The 19,059-nt window shown below is 64.3% G+C and carries 19 protein-coding genes and 1 tRNA gene; 10 read left to right on the forward strand and 10 right to left on the reverse strand.

Translation table 11 applies throughout. The features are described from left to right. Positions 1-2: 2 nt before the first annotated feature. Positions 3-1,187 carry a tRNA epoxyqueuosine(34) reductase QueG gene (gene queG / locus QXZ85_RS09110; protein WP_315703135.1) on the reverse strand — a complete coding sequence of 395 codons (1,185 nt, stop codon included), beginning with the start codon at positions 1,185-1,187 and terminating at the stop codon, positions 3-5. After that, positions 1,136-1,828, reverse strand: coding sequence for a glutathione S-transferase family protein (locus tag QXZ85_RS09115; protein ID WP_315702204.1), 693 nt, complete (start codon positions 1,826-1,828; stop codon positions 1,136-1,138). Before QXZ85_RS09115 ends, queG begins: the two co-directional genes overlap by 52 nt. A 373-nt stretch (positions 1,829-2,201) precedes the next feature. Between QXZ85_RS09115 and QXZ85_RS09120 the strand changes: the two genes are divergently transcribed. Next, on the forward strand, positions 2,202-3,008 hold the full coding sequence (locus QXZ85_RS09120; RefSeq protein ID WP_315702203.1) for an undecaprenyl-diphosphate phosphatase: 807 nt from the start codon (positions 2,202-2,204) through the stop codon (positions 3,006-3,008). Between the two features lie 30 nt (positions 3,009-3,038). Here QXZ85_RS09120 and QXZ85_RS09125 read toward each other — a convergent pair whose 3' ends face one another. Next, complete coding sequence (locus tag QXZ85_RS09125) at positions 3,039-4,007, reverse strand: complex I NDUFA9 subunit family protein (RefSeq protein WP_315702202.1); 969 nt, start codon at positions 4,005-4,007, stop codon at positions 3,039-3,041. A 197-nt stretch (positions 4,008-4,204) separates the two neighbouring features. Here QXZ85_RS09125 and QXZ85_RS09130 point away from each other — a divergent pair. The 9 genes from QXZ85_RS09130 (at position 4,205) to ptsN (ending at position 13,089) form a co-directional block, all read left to right on the forward strand. Beyond that, positions 4,205-4,291: transfer RNA gene (locus QXZ85_RS09130), tRNA-Leu, on the forward strand. A gap of 1,096 nt (positions 4,292-5,387) precedes the next feature. Next, on the forward strand, positions 5,388-5,846 hold the full coding sequence (locus tag QXZ85_RS09135) for a hypothetical protein (RefSeq protein WP_316173969.1): 459 nt from the start codon (positions 5,388-5,390) through the stop codon (positions 5,844-5,846). Between the two features lie 246 nt (positions 5,847-6,092). Then, positions 6,093-6,707: a ribonuclease D gene (locus tag QXZ85_RS09140; RefSeq protein WP_315702200.1), complete on the forward strand. Its 615-nt coding sequence runs from the start codon at positions 6,093-6,095 to the stop codon at positions 6,705-6,707. Positions 6,708-6,835: 128 nt separating this feature from the next. Then, a complete protein-coding gene (lptC, locus tag QXZ85_RS09145; RefSeq protein WP_315742551.1) occupies positions 6,836-7,579 on the forward strand; it encodes an LPS export ABC transporter periplasmic protein LptC in 744 nt (247 codons plus the stop codon). Between the two features lie 70 nt (positions 7,580-7,649). After that, positions 7,650-8,303 carry an LptA/OstA family protein gene (locus tag QXZ85_RS09150; protein WP_315750869.1) on the forward strand — a complete coding sequence of 218 codons (654 nt, stop codon included), beginning with the start codon at positions 7,650-7,652 and terminating at the stop codon, positions 8,301-8,303. A gap of 329 nt (positions 8,304-8,632) precedes the next feature. Continuing rightward, positions 8,633-9,622 carry an LPS export ABC transporter ATP-binding protein gene (gene lptB, locus QXZ85_RS09155; protein ID WP_315750645.1) on the forward strand — a complete coding sequence of 330 codons (990 nt, stop codon included), beginning with the start codon at positions 8,633-8,635 and terminating at the stop codon, positions 9,620-9,622. Positions 9,623-10,049: 427 nt separating this feature from the next. Next, positions 10,050-11,678 (forward strand): RNA polymerase factor sigma-54, encoded by a 1,629-nt coding sequence (gene rpoN / locus QXZ85_RS09160; protein ID WP_315742555.1) that lies wholly within the window; start codon positions 10,050-10,052, stop codon positions 11,676-11,678. Between the two features lie 97 nt (positions 11,679-11,775). Next, positions 11,776-12,375, forward strand: a complete 600-nt coding sequence (hpf, locus tag QXZ85_RS09165; RefSeq protein WP_315702195.1) for a ribosome hibernation-promoting factor, HPF/YfiA family — start codon at positions 11,776-11,778, stop codon at positions 12,373-12,375. A 252-nt stretch (positions 12,376-12,627) separates the two neighbouring features. Beyond that, positions 12,628-13,089, forward strand: coding sequence for a PTS IIA-like nitrogen regulatory protein PtsN (gene ptsN, locus QXZ85_RS09170; protein ID WP_315702194.1), 462 nt, complete (start codon positions 12,628-12,630; stop codon positions 13,087-13,089). A 56-nt stretch (positions 13,090-13,145) separates the two neighbouring features. Here ptsN and QXZ85_RS09175 read toward each other — a convergent pair whose 3' ends face one another. The 7 genes from QXZ85_RS09175 to ugpA form a co-directional block, all read right to left on the reverse strand. Beyond that, positions 13,146-14,168: a hypothetical protein gene (locus QXZ85_RS09175; RefSeq protein ID WP_316173973.1), complete on the reverse strand. Its 1,023-nt coding sequence runs from the start codon at positions 14,166-14,168 to the stop codon at positions 13,146-13,148. A 308-nt stretch (positions 14,169-14,476) separates the two neighbouring features. After that, positions 14,477-14,962 (reverse strand): GNAT family N-acetyltransferase, encoded by a 486-nt coding sequence (locus tag QXZ85_RS09180; RefSeq protein ID WP_316173975.1) that lies wholly within the window; start codon positions 14,960-14,962, stop codon positions 14,477-14,479. Between the two features lie 134 nt (positions 14,963-15,096). Further along, the gene (locus QXZ85_RS09185; RefSeq protein WP_315702191.1) at positions 15,097-15,360 is read right to left on the reverse strand and encodes a DUF1150 domain-containing protein; all 264 of its coding nucleotides are present in this window, start codon (positions 15,358-15,360) and stop codon (positions 15,097-15,099) included. Positions 15,361-15,421: 61 nt separating this feature from the next. Further along, entirely contained in the window at positions 15,422-15,847 is a 426-nt protein-coding gene (locus tag QXZ85_RS09190; protein ID WP_315702190.1) for an Hsp20 family protein, read from the reverse strand. 132 nt (positions 15,848-15,979) lie between these two features. Beyond that, positions 15,980-17,077: a sn-glycerol-3-phosphate import ATP-binding protein UgpC gene (locus QXZ85_RS09195; RefSeq protein ID WP_315702189.1), complete on the reverse strand. Its 1,098-nt coding sequence runs from the start codon at positions 17,075-17,077 to the stop codon at positions 15,980-15,982. A 123-nt stretch (positions 17,078-17,200) separates the two neighbouring features. After that, entirely contained in the window at positions 17,201-18,049 is an 849-nt protein-coding gene (gene ugpE / locus QXZ85_RS09200) for a sn-glycerol-3-phosphate ABC transporter permease UgpE (protein WP_315702188.1), read from the reverse strand. A gap of 3 nt (positions 18,050-18,052) precedes the next feature. Beyond that, entirely contained in the window at positions 18,053-18,934 is an 882-nt protein-coding gene (gene ugpA / locus QXZ85_RS09205) for a sn-glycerol-3-phosphate ABC transporter permease UgpA (RefSeq protein WP_316173977.1), read from the reverse strand. Between the last annotated feature and the right edge of the window lie 125 nt (positions 18,935-19,059).

The following is a 19,059-nucleotide window of genomic DNA, read 5'->3' on the forward strand; positions in this document are numbered from 1 at the left end:
GATCACACGGCGAGTCGCCATTCCTGGCGCACGCCCTCGTCGGTCTCGCCAGCAAGTGCCATCGCCGCGTGCCGATCGAAGCTGGTGCGATCGAGCTGGGCCAGGGCCCAGACGGCCGCCCCGCGCACCAGCGGGCTGGCGTCGTTCAGGAGCGCTTCGGCCGTTGCCGCGAGCGCGGCGTCACCGGAATTGCCGATCGCAATCAGGACGTTGCGGATGAAGCGGTCGCGTCCGATCCGCTTGATCGGCGATTTCGTAAAGAGGGCGCGGAACGAGGCGTCATCGAGCGAGGCCAATTCGGCCAGCGCCGGTGCACGCAAGCCGTCGCGGGCGGCCAGCTTGGCCTCGCGCCCTTCCCTGGCGAATTTGTTCCAGGGGCACGCGGCCAGGCAATCGTCGCAGCCGTAGATGCGATTGCCGATGCTCTTGCGGAATTCGCGCGGAATCGGGCCTTTGTTCTCGATGGTGAGATACGAGATGCAGCGCCGCGCATCGAGCCGGTAGGGCGCCGGAAACGCTGCCGTCGGGCAGATGTCGAGGCAGGCGCGGCAGGAGCCGCAATGATCGATCTCCGCCGCGTCGAATGGCAATTCCAAGGTGGAATAGATGGCGCCGAGGAACAGCCAGGAGCCGAAGCTGCGGGAGACCAGGTTGGTGTGCTTGCCCTGCCAGCCGAGTCCGGCGGCCTGGCCGAGCGGCTTTTCCATCACCGGCGCGGTGTCGATGAACACCTTGAGCTCGCAGGGGGCCGTCGCGATCAGCCAGCGGGCCAGCGCCTTCAGCCGCTTCTTGATGATGTCATGATAGTCATCGCCGCGTGCATAGACCGAGATGGCGCCGCGGGAGCGGGCCTGAAGCACGGCAAGCGGATCCTCGTCGGGGCCGTAATTCACGCCGAGCATGATCACGCTGCGCACCTCGGGCCACAGCGTCTGCGGGTCCATCCGCCGCTCGGGGTCACGTGCCAGCCAGTCCATGTCGCCATGGGCCCCGGCGGCGAGGAATTCCTGGAAGCGCCGGGCGCGTTCGGGCGTCGGTTCCGGCCGCGCGATGCCAATGCAGTCGAAGCCAAGCTTGTGAGCCTCGGCCGCAAGCTTCGCCTTGAGATCGCGGCCGGGAGGAGCAGGCGCCGGGTTCAGAAGTCGAGGTCCACATAGGTCCGCGACGCCGGCACGCCCGCCAGCCAGTCGCTCAGCAGCGGACGGAACGACGGGCGGGACTTCACCCGCGCGTACCACGCCTTTGCTGCGTCGTCCTCGATCCATGGCACGTCGCCCAGATAGTCGATCGCCGACAGATGCGCGGCAGCCGCCAGGTCGGCATAGGTCAGCCGGTCGCCGGCGAGAAAATTGCGCCGCTGTGCCAGCCAGCCGATATAGGCCAGATGATAGCGCACATTGGTCTTCGCGGCGCGAATCACGTCGGTCGAAGGCGGCCCGCCGCCATCCTCCTCGCTCATGAAGCGCTTGTAGATGCGCTCGGTGACCAGAAGGTTCGAGGCCTCCTCGAAGAACTTCTCGTTGAACCAGCCCATCAGCCGGCGCACCTCGATGCGTTCGGCCGTGGTGGTCGGCAACAGCCTGCGATCCCCCATCTCCGGCCCGCATGTCTCGTCGAGGAACTCTGCGATGACGCTGACGCCGGGTACCGGCGGCAAGCCCTCGACGGATAATACCGGCGTGGTTCCGGCGGGATTCAGCGTCAAGAAGGCTTCCCGCCGCTCCCAGGCGCGCTCCTCAACCAGCCGCAGGTCGAGACCATATTCACCGAGCACGAGGCGGACGAATCGCGAGTGCGGGCAGAAGGCATGGTGAAAGAGCGTGTACATGGAGCCTTTGACTAGATGGCCGCGCTTAACGAAGCTTCAACCATTCGGCGTTTGCGGCGGGTTCGCTGAGAGGGTCCGAGCTTCGAAACGACGTCCTGCAGATCCGATTCGGAGCATTAGCGCATGGTCGGCAAAAGTGTAAGCAGTTGGGCGGCTGGCCAAAGTGTGACCACAGGGAACGGTGTATCCCCAGGCAAAGCTGGCGGTGCCTGCATGCTCTTGCAGCCGCGCATTTCCGATTCGTGCTCGCGCGCCGGGCTTTTTGGATTGCGAGCGGTGGCCGAATAAGCGAGAAGGACGCGCTTTTCGCGGATCTCGCCGCATTGTCGGCGCATGTCGGCGGCGAGCGAGCCGGCAATGACGGACCAAATTCATGATGTCAGATACGCTGCGGGCGGTGCTTCTCGGGATCGTCGAGGGCGTCACCGAGTTCCTTCCGGTCTCGTCGACCGGCCATCTCCTGCTGGCGGAGCGCTTCTTCGGGCTGGGCGAGGACGGGTTCTGGAAGAGCTTCGCGATCCTGATCCAGCTCGGCGCCATCCTGGCCATCGTCGCGCTGTATTTCTTCAAGCTATCGCGCGTCGCCATCGGCGCCCTGTCGAACGCGGACGATCGCCGCTTCATCATCGGCGTGCTGGTGGCGTTCATGCCGGCCGTCATCATCGGCCTCATCGCCGGCAAATACATCAAGGCGGTGCTGTTCGATCCCTGGGTGGTCTGCTTCACGCTGATCGTCGGCGGTGCAGTCCTGCTGTGGGTCGATCAGATCGATCACAAGCCGCGCGAGCATGACGCCACGCGCTATCCGCTGATGATGTATCTGTGGATCGGCGTCGCGCAGTGTCTCGCCATGATTCCCGGCGTGTCGCGCTCGGGCGCGACCATCGTCGCCGCGATGCTGCTCGGCGGCGACAAGCGCTCGGCCGCTGAATTCTCGTTCTTCCTGGCGATCCCGACCATGATCGGCGCCTTCGTCTACGACTTCTACAAGAGCCGCGCCGAGATGACGACCGACCATATCGGCCTCATCGCGATCGGCTTCGTGGTGTCGTTCATCACCGCGATGATCGTGGTGAAGACGTTCCTCGAATACGTCACCCGTCACGGCTTCGTGCTGTTCGCCTGGTGGCGCGTCATCGTCGGCACGCTCGGACTGATCGCGCTGGCGCTGGGGATGTAAGGCGCTGCGTGGCGGGCTGCCCGCCGCGCCTCAGGCGTTCTTGCGCTGGAACTGGCCGGCGGGACGGAAGCGCCAGAGATATTGCGGGGCGATCGCCTCGAGCGAATCGGGCGTGATGCCGAGGCCCTGCAGGGTGCGCCCCTCAGCCGTGGCGGTTTCCGAGACGACGTTGTCGTGGCGCAACAGCTCGACCTGGTCCGGCGTCAGCTTCAGCGCGCCCGGCGCGAATTGCAGGAAGGCGGCCTGGAGTTTCGCCAGCCCGAACGGCAGCGACACCAGAGCGCGCTTGCGGTCGGTGATGTCGAGGATGATCTCGATGATCTCGCGGAAGCTGAGCACCTCCGGCCCGCCGAGCTCGTAAGTGGTCCCTGCCCTCGCCTTGCCGTCGACGGCATCCGCGATCGCGGTGGCGACATCGCCGACATAGACCGGCTGCATCCGGGTCTGGCCGCCGCCGATCAGCGGAAGGAATGGCGAGATCCGCGCCAGGCCGGCGAAGCGGTTGGTGAAGTCGTCCTCGGGACCGAACACCACCGAGGGCCGCATGATCGTTGCCGTCGGCAGCGCGGTCAGCACCGCCTTCTCGCCGGCGGCCTTGGCGCGCGCGTAAGCGGAGGCGGACGCCTCGTCGGCGCCGATCGCCGAGACATGCACCAGCTGCGCGCCCGCCCCGGCTGCCGCCTTTGCGACTGTCGCCGCCCCCTCCGCCTGCACCGCGTTGAAGGTCTGGGCGCCGCTCTCGGTCAGCACGCCGACCAGGTTGATCACGGCATGCGCGTCGCGCATCGCCGCGTCGACCGAGGCCGGATAACGCAGATTCGCCTGCACGGCGTGGATCTGGCCGACCCGGCCCAAAGGCTGCAGGTGACCGGCCAGCTCGGGGCGGCGCACCGCGACGCGGATGCGGTAATCGCGCTTGGCGAGCGCCCGGACCACGTGGCGGCCGAGAAAGCCCGAACCGCCGAAGACCGTGACGAGGGTGTCGAGATTCGATGCCATGGGAATCGTCCTGGGATGTCCTGCGGAGGGGCGTCATTTGGCGGGCGTAGCGTCCGCCGCTTCGCCGCGCTGTATAGCGTATCGCCGCGGGACGGGAAACGTGGGGCGTGATTTTCCGCGCATCTCGGAAAAATCGTCACAAAAATCGCATCCGCGGTTTGACAAGCGCGCCCCCGATCCGTACTAACCGCCCCCATGCCCAGGTGGCGGAATTGGTAGACGCGCTGGCTTCAGGTGCCAGTGGCTTAACGGCCGTGAAGGTTCGAGTCCTTTCCTGGGCACCACGCTTCGCTCTTCGAGCTACGCGTGGTGCGGCGAAGCTGGATTTTCGCCGGTCGCGAAGCGGCGTCCGTAGCGCCCTAGGCCCAGCGAGCCCCCTACCCCGATTTAACCTGTCAAACAGCTGTTCTTGTCATTCCGGGGCGCCGCGCCAGCGCTGAACCAGGAATCCATGTCGTATCCCGCTCTGTGTCCAATGGATTCCGGGCTCGCGCTGCGCGCCCCGGAATGACATGGCGTTTGTCGAAAGATCATCCCGGACACGGACTCTCGTTCTCGCGGCGCAATCTGCGTCCGAGCTTTGCCAAGCTATCCCCCTCAACGGCGAGAGGGCACAGGGAAGGCCGGATGTTTGGCCAACACCCATGGCCCGCCTGCAAACAAAAAGCAGGCGGCAGTCACCACAGGTGGGCCGCAACAACCGGCCTTCCCTGTGCGATGGTTTTAACGCTTATACGCGCTCTCCCCGGGGACCGGCTGTCTTGCCCCCGTCGCCCATGATGCTCGTCGAGTTGCATCACGCGCTTGGCGTCAGCACCGGGACGCCAGGACCACACGATTTCACGTCCGTCGCCATATCGGTCGTCTTGCGCGAAGCGCGCCCGACATCGCAACGTCCACCGCATCCCGCGCTCAACGTTCGTGACGATCGCGAAGCGCCCCTCTCTCAAGAGCGCGGGACGGCGACTAACATCGTTCTGATTTGCCCGACACGACAAGCCGCACAGCCTGCGACAGAGTGGCACGACGGGCAGTTTGCGGATGGGTGATATGCACGAGCACGACGCGTAGTTACGTATCGGAGGAGGTCATCGCTGCCGCTTTCGACAACTGATTTCATGCGATCATCAATCCCCTGCACATGTTAGCTCGAACTGAGTTCGAGGTGCAATTCGTGACAGAGAAGGAGTTGTTTCCTGTCCTTGAAGAGCTTCGAGGAGATGCGCTTGCTTCGTCGTACGTGACTGCGTGGCGGTGTCGGCGCATGTCAGCGGCGCACAGCGCTGCTCTTGCTCTGTCGAGCTAACAAGAGAAACTTGGATTTGATCTGTGCGAACAATCGTGGTGGGATGAAGCCATAGCTGAACGTGCCGGGCCGGCTTGGAAAGCGGCGTCAAGCCGACCTTCGGCGCAGGCGGCGCCTATGTCGAGACGGTTAGCCGGACGACCTTCACGAGCTTTCGTCACCGGCTGTATCGTAAAGGCAATGCCGGGACGGCGTATCTCGCCATGACCCCGAACTACAAGATCGACGACATGAAGAGGTTCGAAGCAACGATACGGACGATCATGGCAGATCGCTCCGTCATCCTGATCGGCGACAAGACGAAACGGACGTGTCCGCTCCAGCCGGCCGCCCTGGAGAACAACCCGACCGGTGTCCAGGTGTCCGCTCAGATCGTCGGCGCGACAATGGCTGATCTTCAGGCGGCGAAGCGAATCGAGATCTCCTTTGACGGGATTGGACGTGTGGAGCAGGACGTCGCGATGGGATTGCAGTTCGATCTCGCCGGCGACCGGCGCAAGATCGGCATCGCTGCGCGGTCTTGCGTCAGGTGAGCCGCCGATAGATGCTGGCCGGCCGGCCAAGACCGCGGGTTCCGCCGGCGGGCCGTCTCGCCTTGCGACGCGCTCGGGCTTGCGTCCAGTCCGCCGGACTGGCATTCGGAGGCCGGCACGCGGCCAATCCGCGGCGTTTGCCGGATAGTTACCAGTGCCGGGCTTAAGTCCGCGCATCAGCGCTTTTACGCGGCGTCGGTCTGGCTCATCGCGTCCGACATCGATTCGACCGAGGTTTTGAAACACATGACCGTACGCCTGCACCGCGGCGACCTGCCCGATCTGTCCCGTTATACCACCTCGGTTGCGATCGACACCGAGACCATGGGCCTCAACCCGCATCGCGACCGGCTTTGCGTGGTGCAGCTGTCGAACGGGGACGGCACGGCCGACGTGGTGCAGATTCCGAAGGGGCACACCGATGCACCGAATCTGAAGGCGCTGCTCGGCAATCCCAACGTCACGAAAATCTTCCACTTCGCGCGCTTCGACGTCGCGGTGCTCTATCATACCTTCGGCGTGATGCCGCAGCCGCTTTACTGCACCAAGATCGCCTCGCGCCTGGCGCGCACCTATACCGACCGCCACGGCCTGAAGGACCTGGTGCGCGAGCTGCTCAATGTCGACCTGTCGAAGCAGCAGCAGTCGAGCGACTGGGGCGCTGATAGTTTGACCGAGCCGCAGCTTGCCTACGCGGCCTCCGATGTGCTGCATCTGCATGGCTTGCGGGAGCGTCTCGATGCGATGCTGGCCCGCGAGGGGCGGAGCGCGGTGGCGCAAGCCTGTTTCGAGTTCCTGCCGCACCGCGCCAGGCTGGATCTCCAAGGTTTTGAAGCCGAGGATATCTTTGCCCATTCCTGAGGCGGTCGATTCTTAAATTCTCGTAACCAATTGAGCCCTGACGGCCACAGATCGGCCGCCGGTTCCGGCTGCAATGTCCGCCGTCTCCGTGGTAGAATGCGCACGGAACCTCCCGCATTGGAGCCACGGTGAACTCCGTCCACAACCCCGTCTACGATCCCGGACTGGAAGCGCGCTTCGCCGTGGCCTCGCGGCACAGCCGCATGGTCCGCGTGTTGCGCATCGCGGTGCCGGTGGCCGTGGCCTTGGCGATGGCGGCGGTTCTGGGAGTCTCGATCTTCAATCCATTCCGCGTTCTGATGCCGAGCCTGCCGCTCGATTCCGGCAATCTCGTCGTCTCCGGCAGCAAGATCACCATGGAGACGCCGCATCTCACCGGCTTCACGCCGGACCAGCGGCCTTACGATCTCGTCGCCCACAGCGCCGTGCAGGACCTCACCGATCCCGATCATGTCCAGCTCAACATCCTGCGCGCCAAGGTGCTGATGGAAGACCAGTCCACGGTGACGCTGAAGGCGCGCACCGGCATCTTCGATACCAAGCAACAGCTCCTGGATCTGTACAAGGATGTCGTCATGACGACATCGACCGGCTACGAGGCGCATTTGAGCGAGGCGCATGCCGACATGGGCAAGGGCACGGTGAGCTCGGACCAGCACGTCGACGTCAAGCTGACCAATGGCACGCTGACTGCGGATCGCCTGCGAATCACCGACAATGGCGATGTCGTGCGATTCGAGGGCAATGTGGTCATGCATCTGGAAAATCTGGACGGCGGCAATGCCGGGCCGAATGCTCCGGCCGCCGAGCGCGCGGCCGATGCAACGCCCACGCAGCGGACGCGGCCCGTCAAGTCAACGAATGCAAAGTGAATTCATGATTGATCTTATCAGGCCAAGTCGCGTCAGGCTCGGTCGCGCGGGCTTTGCCCTTGCGCGATTCATGGCGGTTGCGGCGCTGCTCGCAGGCGCCAGCGGCGGTGCGTTCGCGCAGAGCGCAACGACGGGCGTGCCCAACGCGCTGCAGGGCTTCTCGCAGAATCGCGATCAGCCGATCCAGATCGAGGCGGCCTCGCTCGAGATGCGCGACAAGGTGAAAGAGGCGACCTTCTCCGGCAATGTGAAGGTGGTGCAGGGCGACACCACGATGACGTCGAAGACGCTGGTGGTGTTCTACGAGGGCGGTTCGAACTCGTCTGGCAATGCCGGCGCCAAGCCGGCGAAGGGTCCGTCGATGCAGGCTGCGACGCCCGGGCCGGGTGGCGCCTCGTCGATCAAGCGGCTGGAGGCGCGCGGCAACGTCGTCGTGACCCAGAAGGACCAGGTCGTCACCGGCGAGACCGCCATCTTCGATCCCAAGAGCAACCAGATCACGATGCAAGGCGGCGTGGTGCTGACCCAGTGCAAGAACGTCATGCGCGGCGACCGGCTGACCGTGGACATGACCACCGGGGTCTCCAGGGTCGAATCCGACAGCGGCCGAGGCGTGCAGGTCTTGCTGCCGCAGGCCTCGGGAGGCGGCAGCGGGCAGGGCTGCGGCTCGTCCGGGCCGACCATCGGATCGCCGTTGTCGTTGGGCGCAAATAGGCCCAAATGACAGGAGAGTGACCCGAGAGTTAGGCTTGGGTTACTCTTGGGTTAACTGGCGGCAGTTGAATGCCGCCGCGCCCGCCTCTATTTACGAATGCGGCCGTTGCCGTCGCAATGAACTCGCCACAACGTCTTGGTGAAGTCCATGGCTGCGGAGCCCATATGAGGGCAGGGCGGTGGCTTGCGGCGATGTGCAGGTGCTGTTCCGGGAGATGTTGGCGAGCCCCGAGGTCGAAGGCGTCCGCTGGGCAGGGTAAATCGTTCGTTCGGACTGGGCGACCGAATCAGGCTGAGCGGGTGGTGAGACACCTTCGAGGGAGTTGAGCAAAGCGGGGAATGGTGGATCTACGCGACATGTTCCGTCGGCAGCCCGCAAAGCGCGGCCAGCAGGGTTTCGTGCGCCCGCGTGAGGACATCACCGCGCTCGACGATCCGTTGGCGGCGCTCGCGGAGACCGTGAACGAGCGGCCCGGGCCGCGGATCAACCCGCGCTCGCCGCAGAACACCGAGACCCTGGCGCGCAGCAACCGCCCGGCCGCGAAAGCGAATAAGGCCGCGGGCAAGTCTGCAAAAGCCGCTGGCGGGCCGCAGCTGTTGCGGCGGCCGGGCTTTCTCGCGGTTCACTCGATCGAGAAGAGCTTCGGCAGCCGCCAGGTGGTGCGCGGCGTCAGCATCTATGTCCGGCGCGGCGAGGCGGTGGGCCTGCTGGGGCCGAACGGCGCCGGCAAGACCACCGTATTCTACATGATCACCGGCCTCATCAAGGCGGATCGCGGCGCCATCGAGCTCGACGGCCACGATGTCACCCGCCTGCCGATGTATCAGCGCGCGCGACTCGGCATCGGCTATCTGCCGCAGGAAGCTTCGATCTTCCGCGGCCTCACGGTCGAGCAGAACATCCGCGCGGTGCTGGAAGTGGTCGAGCCGTCGCGCAAGAAGCGCGAGCGCGAACTCGACGCGTTGCTCGAAGAATTCACCATCACGCGGCTGCGCAAGTCGCCGTCGATCGCGCTGTCCGGCGGCGAGCGCCGCCGCGTCGAGATCGCGCGTGCGCTTGCCACGCGGCCGAACTACATGCTGCTCGACGAGCCGTTCGCCGGCATCGACCCGATCGCGGTCGGCGACATCCAGCAGCTGGTGCGCCACCTCACCAATCGCGGCATCGGCGTTCTGATCACCGACCATAACGTCCGCGAGACGCTCGGCCTGACCGACCGCGCCTATATCGTCTATGCCGGGCAGATCCTGACCGAAGGCAGCCCGGAGGAGATCGTCGCCGATCCCGACGTGCGCAGGCTTTATCTCGGCGAGGAATTCCGCCTGTAGTGTCGCGAATGTTTTGTGGATTTGTCGGCTTTGTCGTCCATGCGACATGCGCGACGACTCTGCCGCAGGCTTGAGCGTCAGAACGAATTGTCGTTCCGGCGTATGACGCGACCTCGGTGCGACTGCCTTGCGCGCGCCGCGATCCGCGGGGGATGCATCAAGAAAACGATAACGGCCAATTGCCCCGCCAAATAACAAGCTGCGGCCAAGAGCGGCCAAGAATCCTGGCCGGAGGCCGGAACAACGGCGGAAATGTCGGCGATTGCGGTCGCGCCTGGCGGGGAGAAAAGGCGGCAGCTGCCTGAGCCGGTAACGGCTTAGTGCGTGCGCGCCATAGTTCGTTTTTCTTATTCGTCAAGCCGTGTACATCCGGCGCAGAGTAGGATAAGCAAGAATTGGACCACTGTTAGGGAATGTTCTTGCCTCCATGGCGCTGACGCAGAGATTGGAATTCCGCCAGTCGCAATCGCTGGTGATGACGCCGCAGCTGATGCAGGCGATCAAGCTGCTGCAGCTGTCAAATCTGGACCTCGCAACGTTCGTCGAAGACGAGCTGGAACGCAATCCGCTGCTGGAGCGCGCGGCCGACGGGCCCGAGGCGCCGGTTGCGGGCGAGCACACGGCGGAGCGCGCCGAGTTCTCCGATGCCGAGGGCGGCAACGACGATTTTGCCGAGGCGAGCGGCAGTGGCGAAAGCTTCGAGCCGGCCCAGGAAGACTGGATGAACCGCGATCTCGGCAGCCGTGCCGAGATCGAGCAGACGCTCGACACCGGCCTCGACAACGTCTTCTCCGAAGAGCCGGCGGAAGCGGCCGCACGCAACGCGCAGGACGCACCGCCCACCACCTACACCGAATGGGGCGGCGGGGCCTCGAGCGACGAGGACTATAATCTCGAGGCCTTCGTCGCCGCCGAGACCACGCTTTCCGATCACCTCGCCGAGCAGGCTGCGGTCGCCTTCACCGCGCCGGCCGACCGCATGATCGGCCAGTACCTGATCGATCTCGTCGACGAGGCCGGCTATCTGCCGGTCGACCTGGGCCAGGCCGCCGAGCGGCTCGGCGCCGAGCAGGCCGATGTCGAGGCGGTGCTCGGGGTCCTGCAGACATTCGATCCGCCCGGCATCTGCGCGCGGAACCTGAGCGAGTGCCTGGCGGCCCAGCTGCGCGAACTCGACCGCTACGATCCGGCGATGCAGGCGTTGATCGAGCATCTCGACCTGTTGGCCAAGCGCGATTTCGCCGCGCTTCGCAAGCTGTGCGGCGTCGACGACGAGGATCTCGTCGACATGATCGGGGAAATCAAAAGGCTCGATCCGAAGCCGGGGCTGAAGTTCGGCACCACGCGCACCCAGACCATGGTGCCCGACGTCTATGTGCGGCCGGGGCCCGACGGCGGCTGGCTGGTCGAGCTCAACAGCGACACGCTGCCGCGCGTGCTCGTGAACCAAGTCTATTATACCGAGCTGTCGAAGAAGATCGGCAAGGACGGCGACAAGTCCTACTTCACCGACTGTCTGCAGAACGCGACGTGGCTGGTGCGTGCGCTGGATCAGCGGGCGCGCACGATCCTGAAAGTGGCGACCGAGATCGTGCGCCAGCAGGACGGCTTCTTCACCCACGGCGTGGCGCATCTGCGGCCCTTGAATCTGAAGGCCGTTGCGGATGCCATTCAGATGCACGAATCGACCGTGTCGCGCGTCACCGCCAACAAATACATGGCGACCAATCGCGGCACGTTCGAGCTCAAATATTTCTTCACTGCGTCGATCGCCTCGGCCGATGGCGGCGAAGCGCATTCCGCGGAAGCCGTCCGCCACCACATCAAGCAGCTGATCGATGCGGAGGAGCCTTCCGCGATTCTCTCCGACGACACCATCGTCGAGAAGCTGCGCGCGGCCGGCATCGACATCGCGCGTCGCACGGTCGCGAAATACCGCGAAGCGATGCGGATACCTTCTTCGGTGCAGCGGCGTCGCGACAAGCAGAGCATGCTCGCGCATGCGCTGTCGAGTTCGCATGCGCCCGATCGTTCCCGGGACACCGCTTCCGCCTGATCGCGCCTGGTTGCGTCCATCGATCGCGCCGGCGCGGATTGCGCCTTGCCCAAATCGGGCTAGTCTTGGCCTCGGTTGACATGAATCGAGGCAGCATATGACCTTACGGATCTCCGGCAAAAGCATCAGCGTCGGCGAGGCGCTGCGTGGGCGCGTCAGCGAACGGACGGCGGAGGTGCTGAGCAAATATTTCGACGGCAACTACTCCGGTCACATCACGCTGTCGAAGGACGGCTTCGGCTTCAAGACCGACTGCGCGCTGCATCTGGATTCCGGAATCACGTTGGAGGCGGAGGGCAACGCGCCGGACGCCTATGCCAGCGCCGACCAGGCTCTGCTGATGATCGAAAAGCGGCTACGCCGCTACAAGAGCCGGCTCAAGGATCGTTCGGCGCGCAAGACGCATGCCGCCAATACGGCGCTTGCCGGCCTCGAGGCGCCGACGGTGGACGCGCCCAGCTACGTCATCGAGGCTCCGGGGGAGGGCGACGAGGAGCTCTCCGGCTACAATCCCGTCATCATCGCCGAGGCCACGACCGCGCTGAAGCGGCTGTCGGTCTCCGAGGCGGTCCTGGAGCTCGACCTGACCGGAGCCTCCTGCCTCGTGTTCCAGCATGGCTCCAGCGGCCGCATCAACGTGATCTATCGCCGTGCCGACGGCAATATCGGCTGGGTGGATCCCCCCGCCACGTCTTGAAGCCGGCCGCCGGGACGCAGCGGATTCGGCCGTGGAACGCGGCAATTGACCGCCTTTTGGACGCCGTTCAACGATCTTAAGGATAGGCCGCCGGAACATGCTTGCGGGAGTTGGCACGGCCGTTGCGTTGGGGTAGAAGCCCCTCGCATCCGACCCGGGCGAGCCCCCGCCCGCGTCGTTCGTCGGCTCCTTGACGCCGCTCGGTCCCGACCTATTTTCGCCCCTGACGGTTCATTCACCTCGGAACGCCCTATGCCGATTACCGATCTGGTCGCACCCGAGGCGATTCTCCCGGCATTGAAGGTCAATAGTAAAAAGCAGGCGCTGCAGGAGCTGGCCGCCCGCGCCGCAGCGCTGACCGGGCAGAACGAACGCGCCATCTTCGAGGTCCTGCTGCAGCGGGAAAAGCTCGGCACCACGGCGGTCGGCTATGGCGTGGCCATCCCGCATGGCAAGCTGCCGAAGCTGGAAAAGCTGTTCGGCCTGTTCGCCCGCCTGGAACGGCCGATCGATTTCGAGGCGATGGACGGCCAGCCCGTCGACCTGATTTTCCTGCTCTTGGCGCCGGAAGGGGCGGGCGCCGATCACCTGAAGGCGCTGGCGCGCATCGCCCGGCTGCTCCGCGATCAGGACGTCGCCAAGAAGCTGCGGGCCTCCCGTGATGCCCAGGCGATTTATTCCGTGCTGGCGCTGCCGCCGGCCTCCGCGGCGTGATGCCGCGCCGTCCTCCAGCGAATTCGTGCGCACTTCGGCTTGAAGAACGCTAGCCACTAGTCCCCCTGCCAGTTCTGGCGCCCTTGCGAGCAGCACCCAGCCTCTGCCGCGGGCCGGCCCGGGCGCGGCAGGGCGAACGTCGTGAGGCGCTTGGCAAGCCTGCGCGCGGCGCCGTAGCCCTTTGCACGCGCCAGCGTGTCCGCAGGGGTCGGATCGTAGCCGAACTCGACGACCAGTTCCTGGAACGCCTCGTCGCGGAGCAGATCGAGATGCTGCGGCATCATCCGATCCTTGTAGACACCGACCTTCTTGGGCCGTCCCGACGACGTCAGGCCGCGCCCCAGGACCTTGAGGTCCGATGGCGCTTTGCGCGGAAGCCCGAGATAGTCGCAGATGCGGTGAAGGACGGGAAACGACGATGTCGTCGTTGCATCGTCAGCGGCGAGTTCGGAATAGAGATCTTCGAACCTCACGGTCAGACAGGCCGGCGAGTCGAGCCAGCTCATGAAATTCCTGATCCCGGATCGGGGAAGCGAGAGGATTGTCGAGGTGATCCGCGACGCATCGTCGGGGTGGGCTGCCGATCCGGCTGCCCGCAGATAGGCGTTCCACTTCCGCATCCGCGGGTAGGCCGCCGAATGGTAGACGAAGTCGACCCAGCTCATGACGATGTCGCGCGGGTCGCGCACGACGAACAGCATCTTGTGCTCGGGTCTGCCGAGCAGATATTGCTCGAGATGCGGACAGTACTCGGTATGCGAGGCGCAGAAGTAGCCGGGAGTGAGTGCGGAGGCCCAGAGCGGCGCCGGAATCGCGCGTCCGTAATCGAATGAACCGTCCGGGTTCACTTTGCTGATCGACGATGTGTAGGTGTGGTAGCCGACGTCGACGTGGCCGCCCAGCGCTCTCACGAGCTCGACCAGGAGGTAGGTCCCCGCCTTGGGTACGCTGTTGCAGATCACGTAGTACGGGCTCGATCCCGGCGCAGGAACGTCCGCGAACACGTGACGGTTCGGCACGGTCCCGAGCGCCAGCTCTCGAAACAGCCCAAGGCTCGACCCAAGGCTCGACGCATGCATCTGCAGTCCCTACACACGATCGTCGTGTTTTTCGATCCCGAAGCACGAGATTGCCGCGACATGACGCGAGCATCGAAAGGCGCGAACATCGGAATCGGAGCACTAGCGGCTGCCGCCGCAGGGACAAACTTAAGGATTGGACAGCTTGGCCCTGAACGGGCTTGATTTATGTCTCGGCGTGAAATTCGGCGCCGCGGAAATGGCCAGAAACAAAATTCTTGAATTATCCGTCTCGTCGATCGGGCTCGGATCGGTTTGCCCGAGCCGTTCGTCATCGCGAGCGTCGGCAGCGTGACGCTGCGCCGGCATCACGACAGAGCTCGTGCGAGATAGCGGACCGTCTTGGCGCCGCCGTGAATGCTGGCCGAGCCGACTTCTGAAAAGCCAAGCGCGGCATGAAACGCGTCGGACTGCGGATTGGGCGGGTCGAGATTGACCTCGCAGACGACGCGATCGTGGCCCGCCTCCGACGCCTTCCGGATCAATGCCTCGTAGAGCCGGCGCGCCAGACCGCGCCCTCGCGCCATGGGCGCGACCACGATGCGATCGACATAGACGAAGCGCGGAAAGCGGTCGTGAAACCATTGGAAGTTCGGATTGTCATAGGAGGCGCGCTCGTCGAGCGCGATCAGGAGCGCGTCGGCATCGCCGATCCGCCAGGCGGCATAGGCCTGCACGACAAGATGCGCGAGCCGCCCGGAGTCCAGCCAGGATAATTCCGTGGCATGCGCGTTGTTCAGCGCCAGCAGCGCCGCGCCGAGCGGCGAGCCGGGCGTCAGCTCCGCGGATGTCATGGATCTCAGGAGCGCGTCCGTCATTGGGCAACAAACATCGGGCCAAAAAAATACGCGGACCTGTCGAGGCGACAGATCCGCGCATGTGTATCACGGCTCCATCGACCGCCACGCGAGGGGCGGCGAGAAATTCGTCAGTGCACGCTCACGGCCTGGAGTTCGTGGCTCCACGCATTCGCAATCGCAGCTTCGCGGCTGTCGGTGAGCATGATCGGCGTGCCGTCGGCGGCATGCAATGCGAACAGCTTCAGGCCTGGCGCGATCTGCGGCGCCTGCGGAAACAGCCCGGGCACATCCTCGGACCGGATCTGCTTCACATAGGCGATATGACCTTCGCCCAAACTGGCCAGCGACTCCAGCGAGACGCCGGATTGAGACGCAACATTACCCTCGTTCATGGTCTCGACTCCTCATCGTAGTCTCAAGCGGTCGAGTCCGCTACTCGTTCCATACCAACTATTATTCGTGTTCATTGATAGCGATTGTCTTAACGATCCGCTCCGGCTCGGGCCGGGCCAGATCGATCGACAACAGCCCGTTCTTCAGATCCGCACCCAGCACGTGCATCCCCTCCGCCAGCACGAAAGTGCGCTGGAAGTGGCGCGCGGCAATGCCGCGATGGATGTATTGCCGGGTCTTGTCGTCCTGCTGCCGCCCGCGGATGACGAGCTGGTTTTCCTCAATGGTGACATCGAGTTGGTCGCGGGTAAAACCCGCCACCGCCAGCGTGATCCTCAAGCGTTCTGGCTGGCCATTGGTGCGTTCGAACCGCTCGATATTATAGGGCGGATAACCGTCGGCACCTTTGACGACGCGGTCGAGCACACGCTCGATCTCGTCGAAGCCCAGCAGGAACGGGCTGGAGAGCGAAGGAACACGAGACATAGTTTACAAAGTCCTCTCGAAGCGACTTTGACGTTTCAGGGCCCTATCGGCACCCCTTGGCAAGCAATATGGGCATGACGCCCGCGCGGTTCAAGCGCCGGGCGACCCTAAACCACCTGTATCTCGAACGGGTTAAAGCACGATCCGGCGGCGGCCGTCGGCCGAGAACAGATGCAGCTGCTCGCGCGGCGCCACCGCGCGAATTTCGGTGCCGATCCCAGGCGCCGCGGTCCCCGGCACCCGTACGATGATGTCGTTGGCGGTCGCCGCCAAAGTGAGGGCGCTGTCCGGATCGATCGGGCCCTGCCGGCGGGCGCCATAGACGAAGGTCTCCGCCCCGACATGCTCGATCGCCTCGACGGTGAGGTCGAGGGCGACGCCGCCGCCGGCGGGCGTTCCCGCGGCGAGCTCGAAATGCTCTGGGCGGATGCCGAGGATGCCGGCCTCGCCCGCGAGCAGGCCGGCGGCTGCGAGCTGGGATTTCAAGCCATCGTCCAGCGTGATCAGGTTCATCGGCGGCGCGCCGATGAAGGTGGCGACGAAGGTGGTCGCCGGGTGGCTGTAGATCTCGAGCGGGCTGCCGATCTGCTCGACGCGCCCGGCATTCATCACGACCAGGATGTCGGCCAGCGTCATGGCCTCGAGCTGATCATGGGTGACGTAGATCGCCGTGGTGTTGAGCCGGCGTTGCAGCTTGCGGATCTCCACCCGCATCGCGATCCGCAGCTTGGCGTCGAGGTTCGAGAGCGGCTCGTCGAACAGGAACACTTTCGGCTGGCGCACGATGGCCCGGCCCATCGCCACGCGCTGTCGCTGGCCGCCGGACAACTGCCCCGGCCTGCGATCGAGCAGCGCGCCGAGTTCGAGGATGCGCGCGGCTTCCTGGACGCGGGCATCGATGTCCTTCGCCGGTGTGCCACGATTGCGCAGGCCGTAAGCCATGTTGTTGTACACGCTCATATGCGGATAGAGCGCGTAGTTCTGGAACACCATCGCGATGTCGCGTTCGGCCGGCTCGACCTGATTGACGATCTGGCCGCCGATGTCGATCTCGCCGGACGTCACGGTCTCCAGCCCCGCCACCATGCGCAGCAGCGTGGACTTGCCGCAGCCGGAGGGGCCGACCAGCACGCAGAACGCGCCATCGCCGATCTCGAAATCGATGCCTTTGATGGCCTCGAAGCCATTCGGATAGGCCTTGCGGATATTGCGGAGAACGACGTTAGCCATGGTTATGCCCGGCGAGTAGCGAATAGGGAGTAGCGAACAGGTGAATTGGATTAGAGAGTCGGGCAAAAGCGAGCGGCTTGGCGAGAGCCCCAATTCGCCATTCGCTACTCGCCATTCGCCTCCTCACTTTTCCGTCTCGATCAGACCCTTCACGAACAGGCGCTGCATCAAGACCACGACGGCGACCGGCGGCAGCATGGCGAGCACGGCGGTCGCCATCGCCACCGACCATTCGGTCAGCGCATCGTGCACGTCGATGATCTTCTTGATGCCGATCACGATCGTCTGCATGTCGTCGCGGGTGGTGATCAGCAGCGGCCAGAGATACTGATTCCAGCCGTAGATGAACAGGATCACGAATAGCGCCGCGATGTTGGTGACCGAGAGCGGCAGCAGCGTATCGAAGAAGAAACGAACAGGTCCGGCACCGTCCATCTTGGAGGCTTCGACCAGCTCCTTCGGCACCGTCATGAAGAACTGCCGGAACAAGAGCGTCGCGGTGGCCGAGGCGACCAGCGGCAGGATCAGCCCGGAATACGAATCCAGCATGTGCAGGTCGGTGGTGATCTTGTAGGTCGGAAAGATGCGCACCTCGACCGGCAGCATCAAGGTGACGAAGATGGTCCAGAACATCGCCATCCGGAACGGAAACGAGAAGAACACGATCGCATAGGCCGAGATGATCGAGATCGCGATCTTGCCCCCCGCAATCCCGAGCGCCATGATCAGGCTCGACAGCATCATGCTGCCGACCGGCTCGTGCGTGGTGCGGCCGCTGCCGGATACGATGGTCTTCCAATAGGTCTCCAGCCCGTGTCCGCCAGGCCAGAGCGTCATCTGGCCGTTGGCGATCACCGCATTGTCGTGCGTCGACGCGATGATGGCGAGGTAGACCGGGAAGGCAACAATGGCGACGCCGGTCAACAGCACCAGGTGCGGAAGCAGATTCCCAAAGCGGCGATGCTCGACCATGATTTAATAGTGAACCTTCTTCTCGACGTAGCGGAATTGGAAGGCGGTCAACACGATCACGATGGCCATCAGGATCACGGACTGGGCTGCCGAGCTGCCGAGATCGGTGCCGGCCTTGCCGTCGAGAAACACCTTGTAGACCAAGGTCTGGGTCGCTCCGTTCGGGCCGCCTTCGGTCGCGGTATCGATGATGCCGAGGGTGTCGAAAAAAGCGTAGGTCGTATTGACGATGATCAGGAAGAAGGTGGTCGGCGACAGCAGTGGAAACACGATGGTCCAGAACCGCCGGAACGGTCGGGCGCCGTCGATCGCAGCCGCCTCGATCACGCTCTTTGGAATGGACTGCAGCCCGGCGAGGAAGAACAGGAAGTTGTAGCTGATCTGGTGCCACACGGCGCCGATCACGATCAGGGTCATGGCCTGCGGGCCGTTCAGCACCGGATTCCAATCGATCCCCGACCGCTGCAGCAGGCGGGCAATCATGCCGAGGCCCGGCTGGAACATGAAGATGAACAGGGTGCTCGCCACGGCCGGCGCGACCGCATAGGGGATGATCAGGAACGTGCGGTAGATCTGCAGCCCCGTGAGTTCGCGGTTGGCCATCACGGCGAGCAGCAGGCCGATGCTCAGCGAAAAAAACGCGACCAGGGCTGAAAACATCAAGGTGACGCCGATCGAGTTGTAATACTCCGGCATCTTCAAGATCGACAGATAGTTCTCGAACCAGACGAACTCGGTGGACAGCCCGAACGCGTCCTGGACCAGGAACGACTGCCAGAGAGCCTGCGCCGCGGGCCAATAGAAGAAGATCAGCGAAATCGCGAGCTGCGGCAGGACCAGCAGAATGGGGAGTGCTTTTCCCGAGAAGATCGCGCGGTTTTCCATGATCCCTATCTATGGCCGGTGGGTACCGGCTCATCCCCAGCTACGGAAAGTGCGGCCTTCGCAGCCTGAGAGCTGCGCAAAGACGTTTAGCGCGAATGAGGAGCCGCGGCGAGCCGGGGACTTAG

Source organism: Bradyrhizobium sp. SZCCHNGR1005 (genome assembly GCF_032489995.1).
In the GTDB taxonomy this organism is placed as follows: domain Bacteria; phylum Pseudomonadota; class Alphaproteobacteria; order Rhizobiales; family Xanthobacteraceae; genus Bradyrhizobium.